We start from the raw sequence: 12,648 nt of genomic DNA, 5'->3' as shown, positions 1-12,648 counted from the left end.
CCCGGGACGGCCCCGCCCCGCTCCCCCGACGGCCCCGGCTCTCCACCACCGGACGGCCCCGCCCCACGCCACCGACGGCCCCGGCCCTCCACCACCGGACGGCCTCCCGTCTCTCCACCACCAAAGGATGTGCACCATGAAGCTCCGCAAGGTCACCGCCGCCTCCGCCGCCGTGCTCGCCCTCGCCGTCGCCGCGACCGCCTGCGGCTCGGACAACGACAAGGACAGCGGCTCGTCCGGCGGCGGCAAGAAGATCAAGATCGGCATCAAGTACGACCAGCCCGGTCTGGGCCTCAAGGAGCCGGACGGCTCCTTCTCCGGCTTCGACGTGGACGTGGCGACGTACGTGGCCAAGCAGCTCGGCTACACGCCCGGCCAGATCGAGTGGGTCGAGACCAAGAGCGCCGACCGTGAGAACGCGCTGCAGCGCGGCGACGTGAAGTTCATCGCGGCGACCTACTCGATCAACGACGAGCGCAAGCAGAAGGTCGACTTCGCCGGCCCCTACCTGCTGGCCCACCAGGACCTGCTGATCAAGAAGGACTCGACGATCAGCAAGGGCACGGACCTCAACGGCAAGAAGCTGTGCTCCGTGACCGGCTCCACCTCGGCGCAGAACGTGCACGACACGATCGCCCCGAAGGCCCAGCTCAAGGAGTACAGCGGCTACTCGGAGTGCATCGCGGCCCTGCAGAGCGGCGCCGTCGACGCCGTGACCACCGACGACTCGATCCTCGCGGGCTTCGCCGCGCAGGACAAGTACAAGGGCCAGTTCAAGCTCGCCGGCCTCAAGCTCAGCAACGAGAACTACGGCATCGGCGTGAAGAAGAGCGACACCGCGACCGTCGACAAGATCAACGCCGCCCTGGAGAAGATGGTCAGCGACGGTTCCTGGCAGAAGGCCGTCGACGCGAACTTCGGCCCGGCCGGCTACAAGAACGAGCCGGCCCCGAAGATCGGCCAGATCGTCAAGTAAGCGGCGGCCCGGCTCCACAGGGTTCCTCAAGCGCCGCCGCCCGCCGCGATCACGGCGGCGGCGCGCCAGGCCCTCCTCGTTCACCACACACCCGGAAGCGCGGGAGATCGTGTTCGACTTTCTTGAAGGTTACGACGTCCTCGGGGCGTTCTGGATGACGGTGAAACTCACCGCCCTGTCCGGCCTCGGCTCCCTGGTCTGGGGCACCCTGCTGGCCGCCATGCGGGTCGGTCCGGTCCCGCTGATGCGCGGTTTCGGCACCGTCTACGTCAACGTCGTGCGGAACATCCCGCTGACGGTCATCATCGTCTTCACCTCGCTCGGCCTCGCCGACATCTTCGGCATGACGCTGGGCGCCCCCGACGACTTCAAGGCCCAGGGCTTCCGCCTCGCGGTGCTGGGCCTCGTCGCCTACCACGCCGCCTTCGTCTGCGAAGCGCTGCGCTCCGGCATCAACACGGTGCCGCTCGGGCAGGCCGAGGCGGCCCGCGCGATCGGGCTGAGCTTCAGCCAGACCCTGCGGCTCGTCGTGCTGCCGCAGGCGTTCCGCTCGGTCATCGGCCCGCTGGCCAACGTGCTGATCGCACTGACCAAGAACACCACGGTGGCGGCCGCGATCGGCGTGGCCGAGGCGGCCTACCTGATGAAGGGGATGATCGAGAACGAGGCCCAGACGCTGGCCATCGGCGCGGTCTTCGCCTTCGGTTTCGTGGTACTGACCCTGCCCACCGGCCTCGTCCTGGGCTGGCTCGGCAAGCGACTGGCGGTGAAGCGATGACCTCCGTCCTCTACGACACCCCCGGCCCCCGGGCCAGGCAGCGCAATGTCGTCTTCTCGATCGTCTTCGTCGTCCTGCTCGCCCTGCTCGGGTGGTGGATCTGGCGGGCGATGGACGACAAGGGCCAGCTGAAGTGGTCCCTGTGGGAGCCGTTCACCTCGTCGGAGGCGTGGACGACGTATCTCCTGCCCGGTCTGGGCAACACCCTCAAGGCCGCCGCCCTGGCCATGGTCATCGCGCTTCCGGTGGGCGCGTTCTTCGGCATCGCCCGCCTGTCCGACCACCGGTGGGTCCGGGTGCCGGCCGGCGTCGTGGTCGAGTTCTTCCGCTCGATCCCGGTCCTGCTGCTGATGCTGTTCGCCAACGAGGTCTACGCCCGCTACGGCAACGTGGGCAGCGCGGAGCGGCCCCTGTACGCGGTCGTCACCGGCCTGGTCCTGTACAACGCCTCGGTCCTCGCCGAGATCGTCCGGGCCGGCATCCTCGCCCTGCCCCGGGGCCAGACGGAGGCCGCGTACGCGATCGGCCTGCGCAAGGGCCAGACGATGACCACCATCCTGCTCCCGCAGGCCGTCACGGCGATGCTGCCGGCCATCGTCAGCCAGCTCGTGGTCATCGTGAAGGACACCGCGCTGGGCGGCGTGATGATCGGCTACACCGAACTGCTCAACGCCCGCAGCACCTTCGCCGCCAACTACGCCAACGTCATCCCCAGCTTCATCGGCGTCGCCATCATCTACATCGTCGTCAACTTCCTGCTGACCAGCTTCGCGAGCTGGCTCGAGGGCCGGCTGCGGCGCAGCAAGCGCAGCACGGGCGCGGTCCTCGGGGCCGAGGACGTGGACGACATCAACGCCGGAGAGGTGGGCGGCGCCCCGGCGGCCGGGGCCGGCAGGAGCACCGTCTGACGGGTACGTTGCGACGCTCCGGCACCTCGCGTCACCTGTGCGGAGGCAGTGGCATGATCGCCACTGCCTCCGTCACTTGACGCAAGCACCGGCAATGGGTTGCATACGTTCTGTGATCGTGCACCCTGCTCAAACTTCCTGTTCACACACGTCCTCCCGGACGGCTCCGCGGGCAGGGGGCGCCACGCCGTGGATCCGGTGATCATCGTCGGGGCGGGGCCCGTCGGGCTCACGCTCGCCCTGGCCCTGGCCCGCCAGGAAGTGCCGTCGGTCGTGCTCGACGAGGGCCCCGGCGAGGACGAACCGCGCCTCGCGCGCACCGTCGTCCTGCGCGAGGACACCGCCGGTCTCGTGGAACGGCTGACCGGAGTGCCACTCGCCGAGGCGGGCCTGCACTGGGCCGGATGGCGGTCGTTGCGGCGCAAGCAGGTGATGCGCGAGATCGCGTTCGACGACGACACCGGCCCCGCGCCCCTGCACATCGCCCAGCACGTCCTGACCGGCGCCCTGCGCACCGCCCTCGCGGGCGAGCCGCTGGCCGAGGTCGCCGTGGACAGCCGCCTGGACGCCATGGAGCAGGAACGCTCCGGCGTCACCGCCCACACCCGCGGTCCGAAGGGCACCTGGTGGCGCGGCAGCTTCCTGGTGGGCTGCGACGGCCCGCGCTCGACCGTGCGCAAGCTGCAGGACATCCGCTTCCCGGGCCGTACGGCGGTGGAACGGCACGCCGTCGCGGCGCTGCGCACGGAACTGCCCTGGCCGGAGGAGTCGGTGCTGCACCGGCTGCCGCCGTGGCGGACGTCCGGCCCCAGCGCCGGGGAGATCACCGCCCGCCCCCTCCCGGACGACGTGTGGCGCCTGGACTGGCTGCTGCCACCGGGCAAGGACCTCGTCACGCCCGAACTGCTGGTCACCCGCATCAGGGAGACGCTGGCGGGCTGGGGCGACGGCACGACACCGCCCTACGACCTGCTGGACACCGGCGTCCACACCGTGCACCACCGGCTGGCCCGCCGCTGGCGCGCCGGAAGGGTCTTCCTCGCCGGGGACGCCGCGCACCTGCTCGGCGCGCTCGGCACACAGGGGCTGGACGAGGGCCTGCGGGACGCCGACAACCTGGCCTGGAAGCTGGCGTCGGCCTGGCACCACGGGCCGCACGAGGCCCTGCTCGACAGCTATCAGGCGGAGCGGCGCGCGGTCGTCGCCGCCCGGCTGCGCGCCGCCGACCAGGCGCTGCCGCTGCTGCGCGGCGGCGGAGGGCTGCGGGCCTACGTCCCCGGCTCGGCCCGCGGCAACGACGCGCTGTTGACGGAAGGCCATCTGGGGCGTGGCGCTCTCGGCGCGCCGGGGACGTACGCCGGCTCGCCGCTCGCCCCCCGGCACCTCGAAGGGGAGGTGCCCGTGGACACCGCCCCGGGCGCGCCGGTCGCCGACGTCCGGGTCACCGCGGAGGACGGCTCCTTCGTACGGTTGCGGGACCGGCTCGGCCGGGGCGCGCTGCTGGTGGTGCTCGTCGCGCCGGGCACGGGCGTGTGGGACCGCAAGCACTGGGTGACCGCCGGGGTCATGCCCCGGCTGGCGGCCGCCGTCAGCGCCCTGCCGCACGCCGCCGAACTGCTCGTCGCCGAGAGCTACCCGGGTGCGGCGGCCCACACCGTCCTGCTGGTACGGCCCGACGGTCACCTCGTCACCGCGCTGGGCGGGGTCCGGCCGGCCGACCTGTACGCCGCGGCGGAGGCCACACTGGGCGGTCCGGCGATCGCTCAGGCCGAGGCCGAGGCGGGCGCCCACTGACGCCTGCCGCTCACCGTCACCGGGCCCCCGTCACCGTGCGTCCACACCGTTTACGGTGAGTTGACCGGTCCGCGCCGTCGTGGTTCACTCCGGACCATGACCGACACCCGCGTGCGCCTGTGGCGGAGGGTCCACATGGACCTCGTCCGCTATGCGGGCTGCGTGTGTCGCCCGTCCTGCTGAATTCGCTCCCCTCTTTTCCGCGCGCCCTTCCAGGCTGTCGCGCGCTCCCGCGAACCCTCATCAGGACGGTAAGAGTTGTCTGTCTCCCCTTCCGCACCCATGCATGCGCCCGCGTCCGCGCCCGCTTCCGCGTCCACTTCGGCCTGCACGTCGGATTCCGGATCCGCCGACGCACCCGGGTCCGCGCCGACCCAGGCCGAGCTGCTGGACTTCGCGCGGCGTACGGCCGCCGACGCCGAACTCATCGCCTCGCTCCCGCTCGACCCGGAGGGCCGCACCTGGGTGCGCCTCGACGGCCCCGGCGGCAGCGAGGCCTGGCTGATCGGCTGGCCTCCCGGCACGGGCACCGGCTGGCACGACCACGCCGATTCCGTCGGCGCCTTCGTGATCGCGGCCGGTGAGCTGAGGGAGAACTCGCTCGCCGCCCGGCTGCCCACCGACGGCTGGAGGACCCTGGAACTCACCGACGGCGTGGACCGGGCCCGGCGGCTGCCGGCCGGCCAGGGCCGCTCCTTCGGCCGCCACCACGTCCACGAAGTGCTGAACACCTCCGCCGACCGGCACGCCGTCTCCGTCCATGCCTACCACCCGCCCCTGCCGCAGATCCGCCGCTACAGTCGCACCGGCCAGGTGCTGCGCCTGGAGCAGGTCGAACACCCGGAGGCCTGGCAGTGAGCGCGACCCGTGACGCCGCGGCGGACAGGCACCTGCGGGAGGCGGAAGACCGGCCCCTCGGCATCGACGAGTTGCTGGAGCGGGTGCGCGCCGATTACCAGCGGATCGGGGCCCGGGAGGCGTACGACGCCGCCCGGGCCGGCGAGGCGCTGCTGGTGGACATCCGGTACGCGGCCCTGCGTGAGCGCGACGGCCTGATCCCCGGCGCCCTCGTCGTCGAGCGCAACGAGCTGGAGTGGCGCCTGGACCCGCGGGGCAGCCACCGCCTACCCGAGGCCACCGGTCACGACCTGCGGATCGTCGTCGTCTGCGACGAGGGCTACGCGTCGAGTCTCGCGGCGGCGTCGCTGCACCGGCTGGGACTGCACCGGGCCACCGACCTGGTGGGCGGGTTCCAGGCGTGGAGGGCGGCGGGGCTGCCGGTGACGCCGTAGACCCGCGGGGTCGGTGGAAGTCCATGGGGCGGTACAGCGGGGGCCGTCTCGACGTCGGCCGGGGCTTCGAGGGGCGGCCGCCCCGTCCGGCCGCCGCCCGGCCGCTCGGCTGCCCGCACCGCGTGGCGGGCACGGCCTGGCGTGCCTCCCGCCTCAGACTCCGTCGTCCTCCAGGAACTCCGTGTCCTCGCCCTCTTCCTCCAGCGCCTGCCGGACCACGCGCAGGGCCATGCCCTCGGAGTAGCCCTTGCGGGCGAGCATGCCCGCGAGGCGCCGCAGCCGCTTGTCGCGGTCGAGACCGCGGGTGGAGCGCAGTCTGCGGGCGACGAGCTCGCGCGCGGTCGTCTCCTCCCGCTCGGAGTCGAGCTGTGCGACGGCCTCGTCGATCAGGGCGGAGTCGACGCCCTTGGTCCGCAGCTCCCGGGCGAGTGCCCGTCGGGCCAGTCCCCGGCCGTGGTGTCGGGACTCCACCCAGGCGTCCGCGAACGCGCCGTCGTCGATCAGGCCGACCTCCTCGAACCGCGACAGCACCTCCTCGGCGGCGTCATCGGGGATCTCCCGCTTGCGCAGGGCATCCGCCAGCTGTTTCCGCGTGCGCGGGGTCCCGGTCAGCAGGCGCAGGCAGATGGCCCGTGCCCGCTCGACCGGGTCCCCTGGGGGCTCCCCCTTCTCGGCCCTCGACGAGGAGGGCGAACCCCCGTCTTCATCGTGCGCCGGGACGTGCCCGCGCATCTCGCCGCCCGTCCCGGCGGACCAGGTGTCGCCTGCCCGGCTCCCACCCCGTGGAGTGTCCGGGTAGGCGTACTCGGCCCAGTCGGTTCGCCGTGTCACGGGTCAGCTCTTGGCCGCCGGAGCCTTGGTCTTGGCGCCCTTGGCCGCCGCGGTGGCGGGCGCCGTCTTGGCGGCGTCGTCCGTGGCGGCGGGGACGGCGGCGCCCGGCTCGGTGGCCGGCTCCTCAGGACGCACGCCGACGCCCAGCTTCTCCTTGATCTTCTTCTCGATCTCGTTGGCCAGGTCGGGGTTGTCCTTCAGGAAGTTGCGCGCGTTCTCCTTGCCCTGGCCGAGCTGGTCGCCCTCGTACGTGTACCAGGCGCCGGCCTTGCGCACGAAGCCGTGCTCCACGCCCATGTCGATCAGACCGCCCTCGCGGCTGATGCCCTGGCCGTAGAGGATGTCGAACTCGGCCTGCTTGAAGGGCGGCGCGACCTTGTTCTTGACGACCTTGCAGCGGGTGCGGTTGCCGACCGCCTCCGTGCCGTCCTTCAGGGTCTCGATGCGGCGGATGTCGATGCGCACCGAGGCGTAGAACTTCAGCGCCCGGCCACCGGTCGTGGTCTCCGGGGAGCCGAACATCACACCGATCTTCTCGCGGAGCTGGTTGATGAAGATGGCGGTGGTCTTGGACTGGTTGAGCGCGCTGGTGATCTTCCGCAGGGCCTGGCTCATCAGGCGGGCCTGCAGACCGACGTGGCTGTCACCCATCTCGCCCTCGATCTCGGCACGCGGGACGAGTGCCGCGACGGAGTCGATGACGATGAGGTCGAGGGCACCGGAGCGGACCAGCATGTCCACGATCTCCAGGGCCTGCTCGCCGTTGTCCGGCTGGGAGAGGATCAGGTTGTCGATGTCGACGCCGAGCTTGCGCGCGTACTCGGGGTCGAGGGCGTGCTCCGCGTCCACGAAGGCGACCTGGCCGCCGGCCTTCTGGGCGTTCGCCACCGCGTGCAGGGTCAGCGTGGTCTTGCCGGAGGACTCCGGTCCGTAGATCTCCACGACACGGCCACGCGGCAGGCCGCCGACGCCGAGGGCCACATCGAGCGCGGTCGACCCGGTCGGGATGACCTCGATGGGCTCCCTGGACCGCTCGCCCATGCGCATGACCGCGCCCTTGCCGAATTGCCGTTCAATCTGTGCGAGCGCGGCATCCAGGGCCTTCTCGCGGTCGGTTCCTGCCATGGGTTCCACCCGATTTGCTTGATTCGATCGCTTCACGTCAAAGACGCTAACGCCTGCCACTGACAATGCGCCCCGACGCCGGTCCGGCCTGTGGACAACCCGGGCACATCCCCACCCGAACCGGGACGAAAAGACCGTCCGAGCCCCCGCCGGAGCCTCCATAAGAATAGATGTTCGATTTTCGTGTCAAGCGCACCGGGCACCGGCCGAGGCCCGCGCCGTCCGGCCTTTCCGACAGCGCACGGCCCCCTGCCGTCTCAGGAAGGACTGCTCCCGGAACCGGAACCGGAACCGGAGCCGGCACCAGGACCGGAGCCCGAGCCGGAACCCGGACCGGCATCGGAGTCGGAGTCGCCCACGCCGGACCGCTCCGCCCCCGGCCCCCAGGTCCACATCCGCCGGGCGCGCCGGAGCAGGCCCCGCCCCGGTCCGCCGCCCCGGTGCCCGTGGACACGGGGATCGTCCGTGACCGCGTACCGCCTCACGTAGGCCCCCAGGAACGCCTGCAGGGTGGCGACCGCCGGAATCGCGATCAGCGCGCCGACGGCGCCGAGCAGGGCGGTGCCGGCGATGACCGAGCCGAAGGCGACGGCGGGGTGGATGTCGACGGTCTTGGAGGTCAGCTTGGGCTGCAGCACGTAGTTCTCGAACTGCTGGTAGACCACCACGAATATCAGCACCCACAGCGCGTACCAGGGATCGACCGTGAAGGCGATCAGCATGGGCAGGGCGCCCGCGAGATACGTGCCGATGGTGGGGATGAACTGCGAGACCAGACCCACCCAGACCGCGAGCACGGGCGCGTAGGGCACGTTCAGGACCTGCAGCAGGATGAAGTGCGCGACGCCGGAGATGAAGGCCATCAGGCCACGCGAGTACAGGTAGCCGCCGGTCTTGTTGACGGCGATCTCCCACGCGCGCAGCACCTCGGCCTGCCGCGCGGGCGGCAGCAGGGAGCAGACCGTGCGGCGCAGCCGCGGGCCGTCCGCGGCGAAGTAGAACGAGAACAGCGTTATCGTCAGCAACTGGAACAGGCCCCCGAGGACCTGCGCGGACACGTCCAGGACGCCGGTGGCGCTGTGCTGCACGTAGTTGCGCAGCCAGTCGGAGCGCAGCAGCCCCTCCTGGACGTCCACGCGCCTGAGCTCGGCGTGGAAGTGGGTGTTGATCCAGCCGATGACGGAGTCGAGGTAGTCCGGGAAGTGCTCGACGATCTTTATGATCTGGCCCGCGAGCATGGACCCGAGCAGCGTCACGAAGCCCGCCGTCACGACCATCACGGCGAGGTAGACCAGCCCGGTGGCCAGCCCCCGGCGCATCCCGCGCGAGGCCATCCAGCTCACCGCGGGTTCGATGGCGAGGGCCAGGAAGAACGCGATGAGGATGTTGACCAGCAGGCCGGTGAGCTGGTGGAAGGCCCACGTGCCCAGCTGGAACGCGGCGTAGAGGGCGAGGACGAGCACCACCGCACGCGGCAGCCAGCGCGGCATGCGCCCGCCCTGCGCGGCGTCGTCGGCCGGGGGCGGGACGGGCGGCGGCGTGCCGGGCGGGGAGGGCTGGCGGGTGTCGTCAGTGGAGGCCACGGTGCAAGTCTCGCCCACGCGACGGACAACCGGCTCCGGTCCTGCGATCTTCGTGACGGCTCAGCGCTTCTCCCCCGGAACGTCCATGACCGCGCAGACCACGCGCCACACTTCCTTGGCCTCCCAGCCCTCGTCCAGCGCCTGGTGCACCGTGCGTCCGCCGAGCTGCGCCATGACATGGTCGCGCGCGAAGGTGTCGGCGTACTCGGGACCGAAGTGCTCCGCCATACGCTGCCAGAAGACCGTCAACCGCATGCCTCCAGTATCCCGCCTGCGGGGGTGGGCCCGAGCCGGTGCCACCCGCCGCGGCCGCTTTCCCCTACGGTCTGACGCATGTCCGCAACCGGAGCTCCACCACCCCCCGGCTCGCCGCTCCTCCGCGCCGAACACTTCGTCCGGCTCACCGCGCGCGTGCTGGAGCAGCACCTCTTCGCCCACCACTTCCGCAACGGCGGCGCCGACCCGGTGGAGCGGGCGCTGGACGCCTACCGCAACGAGGACGGCGGCTACGGCCACGCGCTGGAGCCCGACCTGCGCGGCCCGGTCAGCCAGCCGCTGCACACCGCTCACGCACTGCGCGTGCTGGACTCCATCGGACGCTGCGACGGCCGGCGCGCGGAGCGCGTGTGCGGCTATCTGACCTCCGTCTCGACGGCGGACGGCGCGCTGCCGGCGATCACCCCCAACCAGCGCGGCCATCCCACCGCACCGTTCATCCCGGTCGTCGACGACCCGCCCGGCGACCTCCTGGCCACCGGACCGGTGGTGGGTCTGCTGCACCGCAGCGAGGTGTGGCACGCCTGGCTGTTCCGGGCCACGGAGTTCTGCTGGCACGCGGTCGAGTCCCTGGAGCACTCTCACCCCTACGAGATCGAGGCCGCCGTCGCCTTCCTGGACTTCGCCCCCGACCGCCCGCGCGCGGAGGCGGCCGCCCACCGCCTCGGCCGTCTGGTGCGCGCGCAGCGGCTCGCGGCGCTGGACCCGGACGGCCTGGAGGCGTTCCCGGTGGCGCCGGGCTACGCCCCCGGCGAGCACCACTTCCCGCACCACTTCGCGAGAACGCCGGGCTCCCTCGCGCGCGGTTGGTTCACGGACGCCGAGATGACGCGCTCCCTGGACCACCTCGCGCAAAGCCAGCAGGAGGACGGCGGCTGGCCGATCGACTGGCCCCAGTGGGCGCCGGGCACCGCCCTGGAGGCACGCCCCATGGTGACGATCGAGGCCCTGCGCACCCTCAGGGCATACGGCCGCCCCATCGGCTGACCTCACCCGCCCATGGCCCGCACCCCCGCGGTCACCGCCACGGCCACCGCGACGACCAGCAGGAACGGCGCGCGCAGGACGAGCGCCACAGCGGCCGCGGCGATCCCCGCCACGCGTGCGTCGAGCACCAGCACACGCCCGTCGGCGAAGGTCTGCTGGGCCGTGAGCGCGGCCAGCAGAGCCACCGGCAGCAGCGCGGCCAGCCGCCTGACGAGCGGGCGTTCGAGAGCCCCGGCGGGCACGAGCAGCCCGGCGAGCTTGACGGCGTAGCAGCCGAGCGCGGTCGCGCCGATCGCGATCCAGGTGTTCACCGCTGCTCCCTCCGCCCGCGCAGCCACAGGACGACGGGCGCCGCGAGCGCGGCCGCCAGGACGGGCACACCGGCGGGCAGTACGGGCAGCAGACCGAGCCCCAGCAGCACGGCGAGACCCGCGACGGCCCGCTCGGTGGCGGTCCTCAGCATCGGCGCGAGCAGCGCCAGGAAGACCGCGGGCCCCGCCGCGTCGAGTCCCCAGGCGTCGGTGTCCCCGATGGCCCGGGCGCCCAGCGCCCCCGCCAGCGTGGTGAGGTTCCACAGCACGTACAGACTGAGCCCGGTGACGGTGAACCCGATCCGCGCGCTCCTGCGCGCCGGCTGCGCCAGCGCGACGGCGGTGGTCTCGTCGATGACCCACTGCGCGGCGAACGGCCGCACCGCGCGCGGGAGGGCCAGCAACTGCGACAGGCGCAGCCCGTAGAAGGCGTTGCGCACCCCCAGGAAGAACGCGCCCGCGGCCGCCGTGAGCGGACCGCCCCCGGCCGCCAGCGCTCCCACCAGCGCGAACTGGGACGCCCCGGTGAACACCAGCAGGCTCAGCGCGCAGGTCTGCAGCAGCGAGAGCCCGCTGCCGGCCGAGGTCACCCCGAAGGCGAACCCGGACAGCCCCACGGCGACGCCGACACCGAGGGCGTCCCGTACGACAGCGGCGTCCGGCTTTTCCGGGGAACGTATGTCAACAACAGCTTCCGTCACGCCCCGGACGGTAGATCAGGCTTCCGCCGCACGTCTTGTACGTTCTTGCGCTCCCGTTGGTACGCCCCCGGCGGCACCCCGACGATCCGGCTGAAGTGCCGGTTCAGATGAGGCTGGTCGGTGAAGCCCACGGCGACAGCGGCCTCGGCCGGCGACGTCCCGGTCTCCAGCAGCCGCCGCGCCCTGCGCACCCGCGCGTCCGTGAGCCAGGCGTGCGGAGGCATCCCGTACACGTCGCGGAAGGCCCGCAGCAGCGCGAACGGACTGGTCCCCAGGTCGGCGGCCAGCCCCTCCAGAGTCGGCGGCCGGGCCATCCGCTCCTCCAGCAGGGCCCGCGCCCGTGCCGCGGCCCGCGCCCCCGCGGTCCGCACCGCCCGCTGCGGCAGCACCCCGCCGTTCAGCCGCAGCAGCCGGGTCACGGCGACCCTGAGCAGCGTGTCGGCAGCCAGCGCGTTCCCCTCGTCGGCGGCGCGCAGCACCTGATGCACCAGCCCCACGCTGTACGGATCGTCCAGCACCGGCCTGACGAACCCCGGCGTCCCCCGTATTCCGGTGGACTCGGCGGCGATCTCCGCCACCACCTCGGGCGACGGATACAGGGCGCCGTACCGCCACCCCTCCGGCCCGCCGGCCCGGCCGGTGTGCGCGGTGTCGGGATTGACCAGCGCCAGCGCGCCCGCCCCCGCGTACTGATCGGCCCCGCGATGGTGGAAGACCTCGACCCCGTCGGCTATGGCGGCGATGACGAAGTGCTCATGCGTGTGCCGCACGAAGCTCTTACGTATGTACCGGGCCCTGAGCAGGTCGACCCCGGGCAACTCGGCGTACTGCCAGTGCCGCGCCCGCTCACCCGATCCGACCATGCCCCCATTGTCCCATCCGCCCGGAACGGGCCGTCGGCCGCGCACGGCGGTGAACCGGTGTCCGAGCTGTCGCGGGACCCGCACCCGCGCGCGGCGGGAAGGGGACGGGGCGGGGGTGTTCGCCCGCAGCGGTTGGCGCGTCAACGCCGGCACCTCCCGAACCCCCGATTCCGCGCCGTTCCGAGGACGGACACCCCCGCCCCGGCCCCGACCCACCCCCCAC

Annotated in this window: 14 protein-coding genes and 1 pseudogene; 8 read left to right on the top strand and 7 right to left on the bottom strand. The window is 72.4% G+C overall.

The window, feature by feature from the left end; genetic code table 11:
* Nucleotides 1-136: 136 nt before the first annotated feature.
* From VKA29_RS10625 to VKA29_RS10600, 7 genes are all read left to right on the top strand, one after another.
* Nucleotides 137-976 (top strand): glutamate ABC transporter substrate-binding protein, encoded by an 840-nt coding sequence (locus tag VKA29_RS10625; RefSeq protein ID WP_324785090.1) that lies wholly within the window; start codon nt 137-139, stop codon nt 974-976.
* Between the two features lie 109 nt (nt 977-1,085).
* Nucleotides 1,086-1,754 (top strand): amino acid ABC transporter permease, encoded by a 669-nt coding sequence (locus VKA29_RS10620; RefSeq protein ID WP_324785089.1) that lies wholly within the window; start codon nt 1,086-1,088, stop codon nt 1,752-1,754.
* A complete protein-coding gene (locus VKA29_RS10615) occupies nt 1,751-2,662 on the top strand; it encodes an amino acid ABC transporter permease (RefSeq protein WP_324785088.1) in 912 nt (303 codons plus the stop codon). The genes VKA29_RS10620 and VKA29_RS10615 overlap by 4 nt, the downstream gene beginning before the upstream one ends.
* Before the next feature lie 189 nt (nt 2,663-2,851).
* Nucleotides 2,852-4,456, top strand: coding sequence for an FAD-dependent monooxygenase (locus VKA29_RS10610; protein ID WP_324785087.1), 1,605 nt, complete (start codon nt 2,852-2,854; stop codon nt 4,454-4,456).
* Between the two features lie 96 nt (nt 4,457-4,552).
* The gene (locus VKA29_RS36950) at nt 4,553-4,639 is read left to right on the top strand and encodes a putative leader peptide (protein WP_324608114.1); all 87 of its coding nucleotides are present in this window, start codon (nt 4,553-4,555) and stop codon (nt 4,637-4,639) included.
* Between the two features lie 99 nt (nt 4,640-4,738).
* Nucleotides 4,739-5,314: a cysteine dioxygenase gene (locus tag VKA29_RS10605; RefSeq protein ID WP_324785086.1), complete on the top strand. Its 576-nt coding sequence runs from the start codon at nt 4,739-4,741 to the stop codon at nt 5,312-5,314.
* Complete coding sequence (locus tag VKA29_RS10600) at nt 5,311-5,748, top strand: rhodanese-like domain-containing protein (RefSeq protein WP_420718468.1); 438 nt, start codon at nt 5,311-5,313, stop codon at nt 5,746-5,748. The genes VKA29_RS10605 and VKA29_RS10600 overlap by 4 nt, the downstream gene beginning before the upstream one ends.
* A gap of 153 nt (nt 5,749-5,901) precedes the next feature.
* On the opposite strand, the gene recX is transcribed toward VKA29_RS10600, so the two are convergent.
* The 4 genes from recX to VKA29_RS10580 all read right to left on the bottom strand — a co-directional run bounded on the left by recX (nt 5,902) and on the right by VKA29_RS10580 (nt 9,542).
* Nucleotides 5,902-6,579, bottom strand: coding sequence for a recombination regulator RecX (gene recX / locus VKA29_RS10595; protein WP_324785085.1), 678 nt, complete (start codon nt 6,577-6,579; stop codon nt 5,902-5,904).
* Between the two features lie 3 nt (nt 6,580-6,582).
* Complete coding sequence (gene recA / locus VKA29_RS10590; RefSeq protein WP_324785084.1) at nt 6,583-7,704, bottom strand: recombinase RecA; 1,122 nt, start codon at nt 7,702-7,704, stop codon at nt 6,583-6,585.
* A 257-nt stretch (nt 7,705-7,961) separates the two neighbouring features.
* Entirely contained in the window at nt 7,962-9,287 is a 1,326-nt protein-coding gene (locus VKA29_RS10585) for an AI-2E family transporter (protein WP_324785083.1), read from the bottom strand.
* 60 nt (nt 9,288-9,347) lie between these two features.
* Complete coding sequence (locus VKA29_RS10580; protein ID WP_324785082.1) at nt 9,348-9,542, bottom strand: DUF3046 domain-containing protein; 195 nt, start codon at nt 9,540-9,542, stop codon at nt 9,348-9,350.
* Between the two features lie 78 nt (nt 9,543-9,620).
* Between VKA29_RS10580 and VKA29_RS10575 the strand changes: the two genes are divergently transcribed.
* A complete protein-coding gene (locus tag VKA29_RS10575) occupies nt 9,621-10,550 on the top strand; it encodes a hypothetical protein (protein ID WP_324785081.1) in 930 nt (309 codons plus the stop codon).
* 2 nt (nt 10,551-10,552) lie between these two features.
* Here VKA29_RS10575 and VKA29_RS10570 read toward each other — a convergent pair whose 3' ends face one another.
* The 3 genes and pseudogenes from VKA29_RS10570 to VKA29_RS10560 all read right to left on the bottom strand — a co-directional run bounded on the left by VKA29_RS10570 (nt 10,553) and on the right by VKA29_RS10560 (nt 12,425).
* Entirely contained in the window at nt 10,553-10,861 is a 309-nt protein-coding gene (locus tag VKA29_RS10570; protein ID WP_324785079.1) for an AzlD domain-containing protein, read from the bottom strand.
* Entirely contained in the window at nt 10,858-11,541 is a 684-nt protein-coding gene (locus tag VKA29_RS10565; protein ID WP_324785332.1) for an AzlC family ABC transporter permease, read from the bottom strand. Before VKA29_RS10565 ends, VKA29_RS10570 begins: the two co-directional genes overlap by 4 nt.
* A pseudogene (locus VKA29_RS10560) lies at nt 11,448-12,425 on the bottom strand (AraC family transcriptional regulator). Before VKA29_RS10560 ends, VKA29_RS10565 begins: the two are co-directional and overlap by 94 nt.
* Between the last annotated feature and the right edge of the window lie 223 nt (nt 12,426-12,648).

Source organism: Streptomyces sp. H51 (genome assembly GCF_035656535.1).
Lineage (GTDB): Bacteria > Actinomycetota > Actinomycetes > Streptomycetales > Streptomycetaceae > Streptomyces.
Note: the sequence above shows the minus strand (reverse complement) of the source record. Positions and strands in the feature narration are given on the sequence as shown.

Excerpts from the sequence above, each read along its gene's own strand:
- VKA29_RS10625 (WP_324785090.1), top strand. The coding sequence starts at position 137 with ATGAAGCTCCGCAAGGTCACCGCCGCCTCCGCCGCCGTGCTCGCCCTC.
- VKA29_RS10615 (WP_324785088.1), top strand. The coding sequence starts at position 1,751 with ATGACCTCCGTCCTCTACGACACCCCCGGCCCCCGGGCCAGGCAGCGC.
- VKA29_RS36950 (WP_324608114.1), top strand. The coding sequence starts at position 4,553 with ATGACCGACACCCGCGTGCGCCTGTGGCGGAGGGTCCACATGGACCTC.
- VKA29_RS10605 (WP_324785086.1), top strand. The coding sequence starts at position 4,739 with ATGCATGCGCCCGCGTCCGCGCCCGCTTCCGCGTCCACTTCGGCCTGC.
- recA (WP_324785084.1), bottom strand. The coding sequence starts at position 7,704 with ATGGCAGGAACCGACCGCGAGAAGGCCCTGGATGCCGCGCTCGCACAG.
- VKA29_RS10580 (WP_324785082.1), bottom strand. The coding sequence starts at position 9,542 with ATGCGGTTGACGGTCTTCTGGCAGCGTATGGCGGAGCACTTCGGTCCC.
- VKA29_RS10575 (WP_324785081.1), top strand. The coding sequence starts at position 9,621 with ATGTCCGCAACCGGAGCTCCACCACCCCCCGGCTCGCCGCTCCTCCGC.